Source organism: Polyangiaceae bacterium, from assembly GCA_020633235.1.
Taxonomy (GTDB): Bacteria; Myxococcota_A; Polyangia; order Polyangiales; family Polyangiaceae; genus JACKEA01.
Map to the genome: position 1 here is coordinate 479,717 of JACKEA010000001.1, position 17,329 is coordinate 497,045.

The 17,329-nt window shown below is 63.9% G+C and carries 12 protein-coding genes; 10 read left to right on the forward strand and 2 right to left on the reverse strand.

What is annotated here, in order from left to right; genetic code table 11:
• The first annotated feature begins 57 nt into the window (after nt 1-57).
• From H6717_02185 to H6717_02195, 3 genes are all read left to right on the forward strand, one after another.
• Nucleotides 58-720, forward strand: coding sequence for a hypothetical protein (locus H6717_02185; protein ID MCB9575823.1), 663 nt, complete (start codon nt 58-60; stop codon nt 718-720).
• A 47-nt stretch (nt 721-767) separates the two neighbouring features.
• A complete protein-coding gene (locus tag H6717_02190) occupies nt 768-1,403 on the forward strand; it encodes a hypothetical protein (protein MCB9575824.1) in 636 nt (211 codons plus the stop codon).
• Nucleotides 1,404-1,527: 124 nt separating this feature from the next.
• A complete protein-coding gene (locus tag H6717_02195) occupies nt 1,528-1,710 on the forward strand; it encodes a hypothetical protein (GenBank protein MCB9575825.1) in 183 nt (60 codons plus the stop codon).
• Between the two features lie 421 nt (nt 1,711-2,131).
• Here the strand turns inward: H6717_02195 and H6717_02200 are convergent, their stop codons facing one another.
• A complete protein-coding gene (locus H6717_02200; protein ID MCB9575826.1) occupies nt 2,132-2,689 on the reverse strand; it encodes a hypothetical protein in 558 nt (185 codons plus the stop codon).
• Between the two features lie 34 nt (nt 2,690-2,723).
• On the reverse strand, nt 2,724-3,263 hold the full coding sequence (locus H6717_02205) for a hypothetical protein (protein ID MCB9575827.1): 540 nt from the start codon (nt 3,261-3,263) through the stop codon (nt 2,724-2,726).
• 738 nt (nt 3,264-4,001) lie between these two features.
• Here H6717_02205 and H6717_02210 point away from each other — a divergent pair.
• The 7 genes from H6717_02210 (at nt 4,002) to H6717_02240 (ending at nt 17,300) form a co-directional block, all read left to right on the forward strand.
• Nucleotides 4,002-5,285, forward strand: a complete 1,284-nt coding sequence (locus H6717_02210) for a response regulator (GenBank protein MCB9575828.1) — start codon at nt 4,002-4,004, stop codon at nt 5,283-5,285.
• Nucleotides 5,286-5,758: 473 nt separating this feature from the next.
• Nucleotides 5,759-6,529 (forward strand): hypothetical protein, encoded by a 771-nt coding sequence (locus H6717_02215; GenBank protein MCB9575829.1) that lies wholly within the window; start codon nt 5,759-5,761, stop codon nt 6,527-6,529.
• Nucleotides 6,530-6,683: 154 nt separating this feature from the next.
• On the forward strand, nt 6,684-7,502 hold the full coding sequence (locus H6717_02220) for a hypothetical protein (protein MCB9575830.1): 819 nt from the start codon (nt 6,684-6,686) through the stop codon (nt 7,500-7,502).
• 242 nt (nt 7,503-7,744) lie between these two features.
• The gene (locus H6717_02225) at nt 7,745-8,173 is read left to right on the forward strand and encodes a hypothetical protein (GenBank protein ID MCB9575831.1); all 429 of its coding nucleotides are present in this window, start codon (nt 7,745-7,747) and stop codon (nt 8,171-8,173) included.
• 44 nt (nt 8,174-8,217) lie between these two features.
• Nucleotides 8,218-8,466, forward strand: a complete 249-nt coding sequence (tnpB, locus tag H6717_02230) for an IS66 family insertion sequence element accessory protein TnpB (protein MCB9575832.1) — start codon at nt 8,218-8,220, stop codon at nt 8,464-8,466.
• Nucleotides 8,467-8,518: 52 nt separating this feature from the next.
• Nucleotides 8,519-10,138, forward strand: coding sequence for an IS66 family transposase (locus tag H6717_02235; GenBank protein MCB9575833.1), 1,620 nt, complete (start codon nt 8,519-8,521; stop codon nt 10,136-10,138).
• A 1,087-nt stretch (nt 10,139-11,225) separates the two neighbouring features.
• Nucleotides 11,226-17,300: a hypothetical protein gene (locus H6717_02240; GenBank protein MCB9575834.1), complete on the forward strand. Its 6,075-nt coding sequence runs from the start codon at nt 11,226-11,228 to the stop codon at nt 17,298-17,300.
• The last annotated feature ends 29 nt before the right edge of the window (nt 17,301-17,329 follow it).

Here is a 17,329-nt window from a genome sequence, read left to right on the forward strand (position 1 = left end):
CAGGGCTGGAAACGCGGTGCGGGAACACAGAGCGCTTGGCCAGCGTTCGTAGGCTACTTGGACACCACTCTCTGGAGTCGTCTGCGGACGATACCGGCGGCAGCCTGTGTGCTGTTGGCCGGCTGCCAACTGGAAGACCGGCAGCTGGTCGGGGCGCCGCCGCCGGGGCCGTCTCCGATGACGACCGAGTCGGCGCCGCTGGAGGCCGAAGCGTACGAGCCGTGCGACGAGCTGTGCGCCGCGACGGAAGTGATCTCCGCCTGGAACCGTCACGATGCGGCCGCGCTGACTCGGTTCGTCAATCCACGGTTCGGCGGAGCGTTCCTGATTTGGCAGCTCGGCCTTCACGTGCGGGCGGAGTGGCACTCCAGCATGGCGGCGCTCTTGGCAACGGACACGGGGCGCGACCAGCACCAGGTAACGCTGGAGCAACCGGTAGCGGGTCCGATTCCGCGCTACGACGGGTGCCACTTGCTCGACGACGAGGCCCTTGCCGTGCTCGCCAAGTATCGCTTCGCGCCCGGGGTCGTGCGGCGCGTGAACGGCGACGCCATCGAGCTCGATTCGGCGGCGGATGCCGCCCGGGCGAAGCGGTTCCGTACCCAGGTCACCGACTACTTCTGGGACGCGGATGCTGATCTAGGCCTGTTTCTCGTGCACGAGCGGCACGCGCATCGGATGTGGATCTTCGCGGTGGAACAGGTGGAGCCGTGCTCCTAGTTTGGTGACGTGACTGACGCTTCGAATTCTCCGATGATGCGCGGAGAGTGGCTTCGCTGCTTCATTCAATTCAGGCTCACGGATGTGAGTACGGCCCGCCGTACCGTGGGGACGAGCTCCGAGTCCGCGGCTCCGCGCTGCCAGGGGAGTTCTGGGAGGTAGCTCGAGTTGTCGACGGCTTCACGACGGTGGGGGGTGTCTTTCGTTTCTTCCGGGTCGACGCGATCCAAACGCACAACGCATCGTCGTGGGCGACGGCATACGGTTCGTTGCTCGACCACTTCGTGATCGTCGCGGAAGACATCTTCGGAGATCTGTACGGGTACGCGCTCGATGCGCCGTGCGCCCGGCTCGCGAAGTTCTACTGCGAGGGCGGGGAGATGGAGGGCTGCGTGCCGCCGAAGCTGGCCGAATTTCTGATGAACAGAGTCCTGGGCGCCTCTCCATCGATCGTGGACATGGACATGCTGCGAGCCGCGCTGGACGCGGGCCTGCGCTGCGGTCCTGATCAACATCTGGCGTTCCAGCTGCCACTGGTGGCCGGCGGCGAATACTCCGTCGAGAACATGGGAGTGGAGGACAGAAACCTCCACATGGGCGTTCTCGGGCAGCTCTCCGTCTCCACCCGGCGTGCTCGGGACGGGGCTCCAATTGCGAGCTTCGTCGAGAAGAAGGAAGATTGATCCGGGCTGGCATACTCGAGCCGGTTCGTGCCATCTCCCGAAGTGATCTGCCATGCCGAAATTGAGATGTACCTGTGGCTTCCTTTTCAATCTGTCGAGGACGACGGCCGCGGAACATGCACTAGTGCCCGAGTCCATCCTCGAGGACGCTGTCGCGAGCACCGATGCGGCCGCCGAGCTGATCGACCGCATCGACGCGGCGAGCCGTCACGTCCTCTTGTGCCCCAAGTGCGCACGGCTGTGGCTGCAGTGCGAGGGGCAGTCCGTGAACTACTGGCAGTACGAGCGGGTCGAGGACGTGACGTAGGAAGTCGCCGACAAAGCTCGCGAAAGCTTTGGCCATCGGGGCAAGCGCACTCCTTGCAGCGGTAGGCGTGCTGGCAAGCCGAGTCGGCACGCCTCCACGTGACGAAGCGGCGGAGGCCAAGATCGAGCTGTTGTCGGATTACGTGCGCGCTCACTATCGCGAGCAGCACTCCTGCCCATCTGCCGAGAACCTCGAGGACTACTCGACGACGCGGACCGGATCCGGACTGTGTCCGGGCGGGGGTGTACCGGACTATCCATGTGTCGGGTACTACCCGCTCAAGGAGATCAATGACTGCATGTTCAGACACCCGAGCGGGCTCGACGACCATTGGATGTACTTGGCCCGACAGAGGCGGTGGTACGACACGGACGAGTGGATCGAGATGCTGCGGTCCAAGAGTCCAGCAGCGTCCCTGATGTCAGCGCGCAAGCGTAGGCGCCGACAACGCTGCCACCACCCGCTGAACGACCGCCGCGACCGCGATCACCACGGCCACGAATCCGAGCGGTCCCGCCGCGAGCCACAGCAGCGCGGCTGCGGGCACCGCGAGCAAGAGGGACGTCCACTCCGAGGCAGCGGCGCGCGTGTCCAAAGTGGGCCTGGCGCTCAGCACCGCGACGGAGTCGTCGCGCCGGACGGTGAGGCCGAGACCGCGGAGCGCGCGGCACATCGCGGACGCGGCGCGACGCGACTCCCTCGGCGACCGAAAGCGGATGTGCCACGCGGCGTTGCCCATCGCGAGCGTGAGCTGACCGCGCAGCGCGCTAACGATGACCACGTCCGGCGCTTCGAAGCGTGCAACCCGTTTCCAGGCTCCGCGACCGCGTCGGTGTGCGAGCTCCAGGCGACTACCGACCCGCACGACGGCGTAGCGATCGTCCACGAACACCGCGCACGCGAGCTTGCCCGCCGCCGCCAACAGGGTTGCGGGCCACGCCACCGCGCTGAGCGCCACCGCCCACAGGAACCACGGCACGCCCGAGCGCGATCGCGTGAAGAAGACGCGCGGACTACTCGTGGATTCCATCGCGATACGCCGGAGGTAGGCACGCGAGAGAGCTCTCGCGCGCGCAAGGGTCGCTCGAAGCGGTGGGCTCGGGAGTGGTGGGCGGCGGTTCCGGCTGGCAACTTCCGCCGGGAGGGGGCGGGAGCGGGCCGGCTTCGGCGCCGAACACGGCTTCGTACAAGAGGTAGCCCGCGCCGACCGCCATGCAAGCCGTCGCGTTCCGAGCGCAGTACGCCGCGACATCCAGCGGCGTCTCCAGTGGTCCCAGCGCCTTCCTGCCAAAGGTCTTCGCAGCGTCGGAAACGGCACCCGCTTCTTGGATCGGCGGGCGGCGTGCCGCGACGAACTGGGCTGCGCGGCTCGGCTGCTTGGTGGCCACCAGGTGCTTCGGCCCCGGGCCAGCCGATTTGGTCTGACCCGCGGGTGTTCCAGAGCCCGCTGTCTTGGCGGACGACGCGGCCGGCCGCGCTGTCGGCTCGTAGTCCTCGGGATGCGTCTGGTTGTCGTGGACGGACGTGAAGTTGCGCGAAACGGGTTGCGTCATGGTGTCCACTTCGACGGCTCGCGGTGGCGGTTGCGTGCGACGCCTTCCGCCCGGCGGAGGTCCGTATTCCGGACATGAACGGCTTGTCAGAGAAGTGAGCAGCCGAAAATGTCCGGAATATGGACCTCGGCGCAGCCGCCGCGCTTGCGTGGGTGGGCTCCTTCATCCGCCCCACGAACATGCTCGTGCTCGTGACCGAACAAGCGTTGGGGGGGAGTTTGCGGAGGCCGGCCAGCGTGAGCGACGACTGCTCCTGACGCTGACACAGGTAGAGCGCCGCGGCCTGCTCGTGCACTCCCTCGTCCGGGCGGTGCTCATGAACCGCACGCTGAGGTTGCTCGTGCTGGCGCACTCCGGCATCGAGTAGCCCCCGGCATTTGCTCCGAACAGCCGCCGTCATTTCCGGCGGATTTTCTGTGATGGCGCCGCCGCACAGCTCGCACTCATGGTTCGACCGGGGGGGGACGCGCGTGGCGCGAGGTTCCGCGGCGGAACGACAAAGTCATGGCGAAGGCGCGACAAAACGCGCCGCACCCACATCCTGCGTGGATGTGGATCCCGCAGCGCCAAAGTGTGCCGGCCTGTGCCGACAGCACTACCTGCCAAGAAATTCCCAAGCAACTGTCACAGATGACAGTCCGAACACGTCGTCATGGCTCGGGATTACGCACGTCCACGACGGTCGCTTTCTGCTAACATCCAGCCCACGAGACGGTGGAGTCGGGTAGGGGACAGAACATGACGCGGGTGCTCGTCGTTGACGACGTGGCGGCGGCGGCGCGTACGTTGGCGCGGCTGGTGCGCACCTTCGGGATGCACTGTGAGACGGCGAACAGTGCGGACGACGTGCTCCACAAGAGGTCGCTCGAACGTTACGACGTGATGCTGCTCGATCTCGTGATGCCGGGCATGGATGGCATCACGCTGTGTGCCCAGTTGCGCGCGCGGGGGTTTGACGGCGTCATCATCATCGTGAGCGCCGAGGACGATAGCGGGGAGAAGGCGCGCGCCTTCGATGCCTTCGCGGACGACTACCTGGTGAAGCCGGTGGCCGGCGAGGAGCTCGAGAGACGCATCCGCGTGCGGCTGGAACACCGGGTGGAGGTCCGTGAGCTTCGGGCTGGGCAGGTTGTCAGCGTTGCGCCGTCGTCTTCCAGGACACCGTCCAGTCCCGGCCTCACGCCGGTGACTAGAGCTCCGGTGCCCATCAGCGGCCGGATCGGGTTGCTGGTGGCGGATCCTGACTCGACGCGTCGGGCGCATTTTCTCCAGCGCTTCTCCATGTCTGGTGCCGTGGTGCAGGAGGCGGACAGCCGTGAGGCCGCGCTGGAAAAGGTCGTCTCCAAGGACGTGGAAGCGGTAGTGCTGTGGTCTCGGGGAGGGGCAGAGGAAGACGCGTGGGCCCTCTCTCTCGTGAGTGCGCTACGCCGAGCAGCGCCGCGCACGGGGATCATCGTTCTGTCCCACACCTTTGAAGAGCCCTCCCCGGAGCATGCCCAGGCGGGCGCGGACTTGGCATTCCCGGGCGGCGTGAACGCCAAGGCGCTGTGGTTCGCGGTCAGCTCGCTCGTGCACGGGCGCCGGGAGCGGGCGCAGATCCTGGATCTCGGTGACGTGAAGATCTCGATGATCGCCCGGATGGTCATCGTGAACGGGAAAGAACGGGATGTGGGACCCGTCGCGCATCAGCTGCTCGCGCTGGTGGGCGGCGTGTATCCCGGGACGCTATCCCTTCCGATCCTCCACGACCTCATGGGCTACGCGGGTGAGTACTCGTCCGAGTTCAGCCCGTTGAAACAAGCCTTCCGTCGAGTGCGAGAGAGACTCACGCCCTTCGGCGACATCCTCGAGACCCGGGGCGGCTGTCGTCTCATTCATACCTCCCAGCTGTGCCGGAAGTCCGACACGATGCCGAAGGTGGACCGCGGCGCCGAGCCCGCCGAGCCCGACGCAAGACAGACGTCGAAGTCGAAGCCGAAGTCGAAGCGGCCGGCAGGCAAGCCGAAGAAGCAACGCGAGTAGCGCAGCGCCGCGGTTGCAGCACTGCCCCGCGCGTGCGGCTCGCTCGAGGCGACGAGCGCGCGCTGCCGCCGCTGCGCACCTGCCTGCGTGGCCCGCGTCGTGGTCGCTTTTCGCCAGCTCAGAAAATTCACGCGCGTCCTGAGGACAGTGATTTTGTGCCAAACGTACCAATTTCGTTCCTTGACACCGCACGCGCTCACTGTTCTCGCGCGCCGCACGTTCCAGCGCGATCTCGCGATCCCCCGACGTTTTCTCGATTTCTATGTTGGCTCGCCGCGGAACCCCCGCGCCTGCGTCCAGATCCGTCGTACCAAAAACGTACCCTTCCGCGATTCGCCAACCTGCGAGATGGGTGGAGGGATGGCATCTCGGCTCGGAGCTATCGGCGTGGCACTCGCGTTCTTGGCGAGTGTGGGGGCGTGTGGGTCGGGGGGTGCCGTGCAGACGCGGATTGGAAACCGCGGGGAGGAACCATGGCAGGCACGATCACAGTCGTAGTACTGGAGGTGGATCCGGTTCTCTGCCAGCGCATCCTGGCACTGCTCGCGCGGGTGGACGCGGAGGTGGCGTGCGTGGCCACTCCGGCGGACTTGCTCGCGGCCGTTTACGGACTGGGCGCCGAGGCGTGCTGGATTGGCTCGTATGCCGCCGCCGAAGGGCCTGACGCACCAGCCCTTTTCCGTGAGCTTCGCAAGTGCTTTCCAGATCTTGCGGCCTTCGCCTTTGGCGAAACGGCCCGAGAAATGGCCTCGGCGACCGCATGCATGACCGCGGGCGCGGACCTTTGCTACCCGCCAAGTGCGCATCTTTCCACCGTCTGGTTTGGCACGGCCGCGCTGGTGGCCAAGCGGCGGGCACGGCGGACCGTGTGCGATCTTGGTGCTGTTCGCGTCTTTCTCGACCAACCATGGATGGACGTGGACGGCGACCTGGTGGAGCTCACACCCAAGGAACACGCCATCGCTCGGGGGCTGGCCGAGACGTATCCCGGCGCACGAGGGACCGCGGACCTTTACAAGAGTTGCCTGGGCTACGCCTGCGATCCGTCGCCGGGAAGCAACTCCGTGGCTCAGCTCGTCCGCCTGCTGAAGAAGAAGCTCGGACAGTACAAGTCGTACTTAGCGACCACGAAGGCGGGGTATGCGTGGGTGCGGAGTGAGCGCCCTCAGTCCAGCGTGTCCGGCGTACATCGGACTGTGCGCAGCCCGATTTCCGATGTACCAGACCAGGTCGCAACGAGGTAGGCTACAGGCGCCGATGCGGCGGGGAAGAACATGGCGGCGGGTTGGCCGATGCGAATCACAGTCGCGAGCCAACTGGAACGGAGTAAGGTTGGAGCGCAACCACAGCACACGGGGACCTATGTCAAACAGCAGCCTAGTGAAGAACAACCGGCGGATGCTGCGCATGGCTTTGGCCGGGTTCTTGGTTTCTGTCTTCGCGGGAGCTTGCGGGTCGGACGACGGCGGCGGAGCAAGCTCCAAGGCCTGCGCCGTCGGGGACACGCGGGCATGTCTTGGCCCTGGGCAGTGCGATGGCGCGCAAGCGTGTCTAGCGGACGGCACCGGCTACGGCACATGCGAATGTGGAGCGCCGGATTCGGGCGCTGGCGGTGGTGGCACTTCCGGCGCGAGCGGAGCCGGCGGTGGCGGTGGTGGTGCGGCCCCGGATAGCTCCAGCGGAGCAACGGGTGGTAGTGCGGGGGTTGCCGGCACTGGCGCCGCGGGTGCTTCCGGCTCCGACGCCGGAGACGGCGCCGTGACGTACGTGGATGACCCGTGTCCGACAGGTGCGATCTACAACGACTGCTCCTCCACCTGTAAGACCGACGGCTGCATCCTCGCACTGTGCGGAAAGGGACCAGACAAGGTCAATGAAGTCGCGCCCTTTCCCCTCATCATCCGCACGCCTGCCTCCCCCGGCACGACTGCGCCTTGCCAGTGCACGGACAGCACCGTGTCCGCTTTCTCGTACTATCTCTGGGCGAAGTCGAACGGGACCACGGAGTACTTTCGCATTTCTGTGGGCCCGCCATGGCGGATCTACACTGGCACCACGGACAACGGCTCGGCATGTACGTATGACGTGGGTGCGTCAGGGTGCGTAACGCCGTCGACGGACCTCATGCTATTCATGTACTTCTCAACCGACGACCCCGACGCTCCCATGCGCAACATCACCGTCGAGCGATCGGACACCCCGTTGAGCTGCCCATGACGAAATTGCGGGAAACCCGGAATAGCGCGACGGATAGGTGCGTGAAGCGCAGCGTTTCTGGCGGCTTGGAGTGACGTACCGCTTGCGCTGAGCGCTGAGCCCGCTTCAGCGGTGACGGGTTGCGAACCGTCCGGTGGACTGCACATCGGCCGCTCGTCTGTGCGGTCATCGCCGCAAGATCTGTATCCGTTCGGCCAACCGCGTTCCTGACGTAGGGGCCACAGACGTGGCTCGATCGGGGCGTGCCGGAAGATCCGATCAAGCGCGGGCGCGAGAAGCGTGATGTTTGGGCGAAGCGGGTAGAGCGCTGGAAGGACAGCGGCCTGACGTGTAGCGAGTTTTGTGCTGAGGTAGGCGTGAATCCGCGCACGCTGAAGTATTGGAGCTGGCGACTCCAGAAGGATGCTGCGCCGGCTGCGGGAAGCGCCGCCAAGCGGCCCCGACGGGTAGAGTCCAAGTCGGAAGTGCCCGCGGCGCACACGCCGCGCAAACGTGCGCTCACGAAGAAGCGGGCGGCGGAGCCCACGTTCATGGAGGTGGTCACCGCGCCTCCCGAACCGCCGGCGGAGCCCGTGGAGATCATGGTCAGGAGCGTCACGGTGCGCGTTCCTCAGACCGCTGCTGCTGATCTCGTCCGCCGCGCGTTCGACTTCGCCGAGAAGCTGAAATGATTCCCGCAAACACGCGGATCTTCGTCTGCCCTGAGCCGCAAGACATGCGGCGCTCCTTCGACGGCCTTGCACTCGCCGCTCGCGAGCACCTCGGCGAGGATCCCCAGAGCGGCGCGCTGTTTGCGTTCATCAACAAGCGCAGGAATCGGCTGAAGGTGTTGTGGTTCGATCGCAACGGCTACTGCATCCTGTACAAGCGCTTGCATCGCGCTCGCTTCCAGGTGCCCGGTTCGCGTACGCTCGATCCCTCCAAGCTCGGCCCGCTCCTACGCGGCGTAGAAAACTCGCGGTGATGTCCATTTCACGCTTGACGTTCGATCGCGAGAGGATCATCACGAAGCGATCGTGGTCGACGCCAGCGTTCTGCAGCGCCTGGACGAGCTTGAGCGGGAGCAACACCGCATCCGCGATGAGCTGACCCGCGCCGAGGAAGAGCGCCGCGCGGCGGAAGAAGCGCGCGACGAGTACCACAAGCTGTACCTCGAAACGCTGGAGCGCTGCCGCAAGCTCGAGCGTGGAATCCTCGGCCAGAAGACAGAGCGGCTGCCCGAAAACGAGCAGCAGCTCACGCTGTCCATCCTGCAAACGGCGCTGGGCTCGCCCGCCAGCGAGCTCGAGCAAGACACCGACGTCAAGGCTCACCGTCGCAGGAACAACCACGGTCGGAAGCCAATCCCGGAGCACCTCCCGCGCGTCGAGATCGAGATCCTACCGCCCGAGGTGCAGGAGAAGGGTCTCGCTGCGTTCGAGCGGATCGGGCAAGAAGTAACGGAAGTGTTGGAGCGACGGCCCGCATCCCTCGTCGTCGCTCGCATCATCAAGCCCAAGTTCGTCCCCAAAGACCGCGCCCGGAACGACTCGACGCAGGTTCTCGTGGGAGCAACGCCCGCCCTGCCCATCGCCCGCTGCCTTGCTGGCCCGGGCATGCTCGCTGATACCATCGTCCGACGTTGGCAGGATCACCAGCCGCTCCACCGCCTGGAAGGGATCTATGAGCGCGACGGCCTTCCCCTCGCACGCTCGACAATCTGCGGCTGGCATGACCAGCTGACACCGCTCGTGCAGCCCCTGGTCGCGGCGATGCGCCAGGATGCTTTCGAGCAGCCCTACCTCTGCACCGACGCAACCGGCGTGCTCGTGCAAGCCAAGGAGAAGTGTCGCAACGGGCACTTCTGGGTGCTCGTCGCTCCGGAACGCCACGTCTTGTTCGAGTTCAGTAAGCACCACGACGGCGATGCCGTCGACGATCTCCTTGCAGGCTACTCTGGCTATCTCGTTGCCGACGCGCACACCGTCTACGATCACCTCTACGAAGATGGCTCCGTAACCGAGGTCAACTGCTGGGCGCATGCGCGAAGGTACTACTTCAAGGCCCTCAGCTCCGACCCCGAACACGCTCGAGTCGCGCTCGGACACATCGGTGCGCTCTTCAAAATCGAGCGCTCGCTCGCAACGGCTCCCCGAAAGAAGAAGGAGCGCCTGAGACAGAAACACTCCAAGCCGATTCTGAAGCGATTCTTCTCTTGGTGCGACGAGCTTTGGCCGTCTCTGCACGAAGACTCGCCGATGTACGAGGCCGTGCGCTACTCACGCAACCAGCGTGAGGGGCTGCAGCGATTCCTCGATGATGGTCGGCTTCCCATCCACAACAACATCAGCGAGCTGAATCTCCGTCGCCAGGCGATCGGCCGGAAGAACTGGCTATTCGTCGGCAGCGAGGATGGCGCCGCCGCCAACGTGGCCTTCACCTCACTGCTCGCCAGTTGCCGCATGCACGGCGTGGAGCCGTGGAGCTACCTTCGCGACATCCTGTGCTTGCTGCCCGACTGGCCAGCGCATCGCCTGCTCGAATTGTCGCCGTTGCACTGGGCGGCGACGTCAGCATTGCCCGAAGTGGACCGCGCGCTCGACGACAACGTCTACCGCCGCCTCACGCTGCTCGGCGGCACAGCCGCCGGCGGCTAGCACTTGCTGCCGCCGCTGTCACTGACGCGATTCACCGAACGGATACGGCAGTACGTGGGGTGCCGCACCCTGTGGTGCTCCGGCGGTCCAAGTTGGCGGTCTGACCGCTCTGCCAGCTGCTTCAGGGGACGGTCGCAACTCCATCGAGTGGGTGTATTCGGATTGGGTGAAACGCGGCTTCCCGGCCACATCACCCGGCGCGACGGATGTCCTCTACGAGAAGAAGGACGGCGTCTGGCAAATCGTGGAGGCGGACATCTACCTAAATGCCGAGCTATTCAAGTGGAGCACGAATCCCAACATGCCGGCATACATCGACGCTGTGGTCGTGCACGAACTGGGGCACGCGCTCGGCCTCTTGCATCCGTGTGAGATAGGTGGCGGGGGGGGGGACTCCGCACCCGATTGCGCCGACGTTTCGGGGGCGATCGGAACCACGATGTATCCGGAATATCAGCCCAAACAGGCCACGCTGAGTAAGGACGACGTCGCCGGCCTTTGCCACCTTTACCCTAGTCTTTCATGCGAAAAGGCGGGGTGCCCGGGAGGGTTTGAGTGCGTAGACGGCGTATGTGAAGAGAGCTGCGCTCCCAGCGGGAGCTGCGCTTCCGGTGTTGCTCAGCTTGGGGATCCGTGTGTGACTGGCGCCGACTGCGCGACGCACGAATGCGTCGGAGGGACGTGCGTCCAAGGGTGCAGCCCGACCGGCGGTTGCCTCAACGGCGAGTGCGCGACGACCACGGCCGGCTCAGCGTACTGCAAACCGACTCTTGGTGCACTCGGTGACCCGTGCGACTCGCCCGACGACTGCCTCGGCAAGCAGTGCATCCAACAGGGCGACTCGCACCCCGTATGCACGCGACTGTGCGCAAAAGGATGCCCGCAAGGGTGGAGTTGCGCGTCGGTCGACAGCCTTGAGGTGTGCGCTCGCGACGAGCAAATCGAACCCGTTTCAAATTGCACGTGCACACACGTTCGGCTCGCAAGGCTGGATTGGGGCGTTGCGTGCTTGTTCTCATTGAGCCTGATTGTTGCGGGAGCGCGACGCCGGCGATCGAGCCGTGTTGCGAATCGATAGGAGAAGACCATGCAGACCCTGATCACGATGCGAGCGACGCTCCTGGCAGTTGGGGCCGCAATGATGGCAATAGCAGGTTGCGGTAGTAGCCAAGACGTGCAGTCGCATCTGTTGAATGGTGATAGCGCGAACGACATTGAGCAAGCACGCCTTCGCCAACTGCAGACTCTGAAGATGGTCGAGACCAATGACTCGTCCGGGGAACAGACTGAATACGAACTCGCGATGACTGACTACAGCCAGGTGGAGCTTTCGCCGCTATACAACGTCGTTCGTGTCAAGTGTCTGGACAGCTTCTTTCTTAGCACGACAGACGCCTGCACCACCTCGGCGAAAGACGCGGCCTCAGACCTCTGCGCGGCAAATGTCTATTTGGAAATGGCGACGGTTCGCGCCGAGCCAGTCACTGCGGACACTGGTACATACACCTACAAGGTTGGGACTCAAGCTACGCCAGTGAACGCAGCACTGGCTCGTCACGCCGCTGCCAAAGCGCGCAATGCGTTTGCCAAGTACCTCGGAGCTCTTCGCCAGGCGACTGGCAGTGCTTCGCCAACGTGTAGCACCCTGCAATTCGAGATGGCGCCTGGGATGAGCGCTGCCCAGATAATTGGGAGTGGTTTTGTCGACGCCTACGCCACCTACCGCGAAGCGGTCGACACGTTCGTGAAGAACACGGTGGCCTCGTCCGACGCTCAGCTCTCGACGACAGGGTCGCTGACGCAAGGTACCTCCTACGCGGTTACTGCTAGTGCATTGTCTCGCGCTGCTGCCGCGCATGCGCTGGTGGGGGGCGACCCGGGGCTGTTCGGATCGACCTCAGCGGGGGGGACGGATTGGTGTACCGTCCCGGAGCCCACGCCGACCGTGCGCGCGGCGATCGAGATCTTTCGAGAGGCCGGCACAGATCCGGCTGATATTCTGAAGGCCGAGTCGGAACTCCCGCTGACGGTCCTCTTGGAGAACCTGAGCGACTGCTCGACGACCTGTCCCGCGGTTCAACTGGACAGCGCTGCCCCGAACTTCAGCGTCAGGGAACGCTTGGCCGACAGATGGGGACAGGAAGACACGCTGCTCCAAGCATCCACACCAAACCTCTTCGACTACTTCAATCTGAGCAAGGCGGACTTCTCGTCCGCGAGGGAGTACCTCGCCAGCGAGATCAAGGCGTTCTCGCGGTCGATGACGGCCGTTCTTCCTCCACCGCCAAAGGCAGGAGGAGTGCCGACCAATGTCCCACTGTTTGCGGGCGTGGCGACACCGCCGCCCGCGCGACCACCGCAGTACTTCGCAGCACTTGCAAAGCCGTCTGCGACCCTTCGCGAAGAGGTTCCAACGGGGTGGGTAGCAGATCAATACGACCTCGACGTATCGGTGTTCACCGACTGGGCAGTGAGCTCAGCTTCCGAGGAACTCAAGCAAGGCCTGAGCCTCTCCCCAGCACTTCCGTCTGAGCTCCTGGACCCAATTGCCGGGCTCGTCGCTGAAGCTAGCAACGAGCGACTGGGTCGGCTGTACCTGGAAGCGAACCCCGGGGGAATCGATCTATATGCATACGGCCTTGGAACGACCGACCAAGTCCGACTGGTCCAGGGCGAGGATGGACTCGCGTGTGCAACGACTGGGTCGATCGAGGGCGCTGTCTGCGATGTGGACTCCCCGGGCATCACCGTTGCCCAGCTGAGCACGGAGTATCCGACGTCCGGCGCATTCTCGAAATTCGTATACGGGTACTTCGAGTTTCAGGTGTGGCCACCGGATGCGGGGGAGCGCTTCTATCTAGTGCGCCGCAAGTCGACCTCGACTGGCGCCAAAACGTTCGAGCCCTTGATTGGGTTCGGCTATTCGGGCGACTACGACATCGAGTCCTATCCAATCGTGCTCGATGCCGAGCGTCGCGCCGGAGAGTTGCTGGCGCCAGACCGGAACTGGTGTTCGCGCACACGCGTGTCCTGCGCCGGCGTCGACATGGACGCGCGTGTTCCCCTGGAAGATGAACTCTCGGACGACGGAAATGGCGTCGAGAACTCGTGGCGCCACTATGTTGATCTTGCCCACCGTGCCGCGGAGGACGCGGATGCGCTTGGGGAAGCCGTGCTCAATGCGGGGTCTGAAGTGACTTCCAACGAGCTGGCCATCGCTGGTCGTGCCGAGAGCGCCATGGAAGAGGTGCAACAGATCTGTGGCGCGAACGTCGACATTGAACAACTGCGTACCATGCTTGGTGCGCAGAGCGGCGGCCTAGAGTATCTGCGGACCAACGAAGCGTGCACGACAGACGCTGACTGCGACACCGCAACGAATGCGAACCTGCCTCCCCAGGGTGCTCCGGAAATGAAGTACCACTGTGGGGGAGGCTACTGCGTCGGCGATCTGCTCGGGTCAATTGCCACGGCCGCCAAGCAGTACCCAGAGCTGGAGCGTATCGCCGAATGCGTCGACCCCGGAACAGTGCAGGACTTTGTGACACCGGGGTCGCAGGACCTCTGCGTCTGGACGAGGGACCACCAGCTGTCGCAATTGTGCGCCGACCAAAGTTCCGGGTACCCGTGTCCGGTAACGGCCGATCCCAATGTGGACGGCATCGCTGGTTGCGACAGTCTGGTGCCCCCAGATCTTCCAGGTCACACCTACGAAAAGGTCCGGATCGAGACGACGCTGGGCTACTTCGACTACCAGAACGAATCCGCGGGACTTCCTAATGCAGGTGTTTGTGAGAGCATCCGCGCGCTGAGACGGTCTCACCCGAAGCCGTCCGAGTATTCGGCAATACTATCTTCCGAGTTCTTCCATCCCGCCACGTTTGATTCGTTCGCCGCGAGCATATCGTTTGAGCCGCGATTCGACTCGCACTCGGCCGTGATGCTCAACGGCACGCCCGTGTTCCAGACCGGGGATGCTTGGGCAGGCACATCCTCGCAATGGCCTTGTGCACCAATGGAAGGCGCGAAGTGCACTGGCAGTGGGGACCCCTCGCTTGCATGCATCGGAGGCGCTGCAGCCCTCTGCAATGACCCAATACTGCGAGCACCAATCAATCGACGCCTGCTCAATGCTGTTGTCGCCCTGCGCGGGATGGTGACGCCGGCTGATGTGGAGGACCTGCCGGGTGTGATGTTCCCAGCGTTCGGGACATACGACTCGGCAAAGGTCGAGCCGGTCAACAAGTTCGCTCGCTCCCGCACCGTCTCGGGGTTGGCGCCTGTCGAGGTGCACGAAGTGACGGTCAAGAACGACCCGCGCAAGTTCACGTTCAACTTCGTCGACGCTCCCACCGGATATGCGGATCTCATCGCTTGGCGCGACGTAAAGTGCGACGGCTCGCAGAACTGCTACTATGACAACTTCAGCGTTGCGCCGGGCTACGGATTCGCGGTTGTCGAAGAACGTCCGAGCCCCGCGCCTGCCTGCGCGAGCGCGTGGCTTGGCGGACTATCCTCTGCCACTCAGAAGGGCAAGGGGATCATGGATTCGGGAGCGTTCCGAGCATTCTTCACGTACGCGAAGTTTGACAAGCCGACTTACACTGGTGCGAAGTGCTCGGTGTTCGGCTTCTATCCCGGCGGGCTTCCCACGGCTATCCAGGCAGCCCCATCCATTTTCGGTGTTCGTGCCACTGGTGAGGACTACAATTCCAGTCTCGATGCCCTTGAGCTTGCTTGCGAGGTTGCCCACCAATCGGCCGGGGGCGGCTGCGATCTCTCCCATCCGCCAAACATTGCGGCGGAGGGATGGTCGGCTGCAAAGAGGTTCCTGAACTGCGCGGCTGACCAGATCCAACGAAGCGGCGCGCTCACCATCTATGCGGACTTCCCGACAAAGGCGATCGATGCGCTAAGGAAAGAATCCACCGTTGGGGCATTCCCTGCGCTCGGCGGGGAGTACGGCGCTGCCATATCGCGCTTGCGCTCGGCGCTCGTAGACGTTTCGGATGTCACTCCGTTGATCGCATCGGAGTTGCGAGCTCTGGGTACGGACTTCGAGTTGGCGGAGAGCTCAATCGCCCTGACGGACATCCAGAAGAAGAAGAACGACGTCCAGTTCGAGGCGACGGTCGCAAACCAAACCGCGCAATGCCTCGCGACAAGCGCGCAAACTGCGGGGCTCGGGTCGGCCATCAATCCCGGGCAGGTTGCGGCCGCAGCGGTGACGTGTGCGAACTCGTTCGCCCAGATCAAATTCGCGGGCAAGCTCAAGGAGTATGACGACCAGCAGTCGTCTATCCAGGCGGAGCAAGCGCGGCTCGAGCTCAAGCAGCGTTTTGAGACCCACGCGACGAACCTTCAAACATACTCGTCGCGGCAAGCGAAAGCTGCCAATGAGATTGAGGCCGCGCTAGCCGAGATTCAGACGCTCCGGGAGCGTGCTCGAAAGGCGTTGTACAAGGCGGTGATTGATAGCTCTACCGTAGGGAAGAAGCAGGCCGCACTTCTGTCGGTGAGCAAGGCGCGATTCGCTACCGCCCAACGGCGATACGAGGCAGGTCGCCAAAACGCTGTGCTCGCGGCGTTCATAGCAAAGCGTGCCGTCGAGACTCGCCTTGGGGTGAGGCTGTCGTCGCTCAAGGAGGATCTGCCCTTGGTTGCCGCTCCCGCGTCCTGGGAATCAGCGGTGTGTACGTCGAGCGGAGTCAGCTTCGACGATGTGGTCCGCGAAGGGGGCGCGAAAGACTTCGCTGATGCGTATGTCGGCGACTACGTCGACAAGCTGGAAAACGTGGTGGAGTCGTACCGCCTGGTCAACAACTTCCATGAAGGTACCGATACGGCGATCGTCTCGTTGAAGGACGACTTCAATCGGGTGAAGAAGTTCTGCGCAACCCCGGTAGGGAACAAGCTCTTCCACGCCGGCGATTTCTCGGGCGCGGGCAACTACCCGATCGGCAGCGCGGCCAATGACCTTGCCAGTCTGCCCGACGAAGCGTGGGCATTGGCGGGGTGCTCGCCTGGACTCCCAGATTGCGTGGGAATCTCTCCGTTGGCTGAGGACGACGGTCCTTTCGAGCCAAGTGTGAAAGCACTATCAGCAGTTCGAGGCTTCCGCGTGACGTACGGGCCGGACAGCGGAACTTGCGACCCGGCATATTGTGGGTACCAAGCCGGCGCCTATCTCGCACAGAAAGTTGAGCTCGATCCCGGCAGGTATCGTCTCAGCTGGTATGCCCGTCAGCCGTCCGTGACGGCCGTCCCTGCCCTCGACGGTGCTGGGCTCGCGATACTCAGCGGACCGTCCGTCACGGTGCTCGGTAGCGAGGGAACCGACGTAGATCCGTCCGGATGGTCCCGACACTGGCAACTATTCGAGGCTAGTGATGCAGGAACGTACGGCGTGCTGATTGGACCGGCTGGCTCTGCGGGTGGAGCCGTGGACCTCGCTGCTGTGATGCTGGAAGTCGCGCCTGGAGCGATCGATAGCGATTTGCCAACGACGTACGCGAACACGGGGGACACACTCACCGCCTCACTGCCGACATGTGTAGACACCGACGGTGCAGTTTTCCGCGCCACGAAATGGCGCCGGGGATGCGTGCAGCTCTGTTCCAACGGGTTCAATGCGTCCTGCGATGGCGCCGCAGCCCAAACGTATTGCTATCGAGAAACCCTCGTCTCGTTCTCTCAGGCTGACATTGACACCGGAGCTGTGTTCGGCGCTTCGGGCATTGCAAAGGGCAACTTCAACTATCGCATCGAGCGGATCGGCGTGAACTTCACCGGCACTGGCCTGCGAAGCTGCGAGGATAGCTCGAGCCCGCTCTCCTGCTACGGGTCCGGGTACTGGACGTATTCGCTCCAGCACGGCGGTCCGTACCACGTCCGAAATTACACCGGTCAGGATGTTGACGTGCAGCTGTTTGCCGGGAACATCGAACACGCCCGAGGCCTCGCAGCCGAACGATATCTAACGAACCCGATGTCTGGCGCTGACAAGGAGCTTATGGAGACCTACATGAGGCGTGAGTTCCAAGGCCGACCCTTGGATGGCACGTTCGTGCTGAGGGTCTGGGAAGAGCCGGGCATGAACTTTGACGCCCTCGAGGACGTACAGCTCGCCTTGGAGTATCGGTACTGGACACGGTTCAAGTGACCGAGGAGGTAGGTCACCGGGAGGCGTAG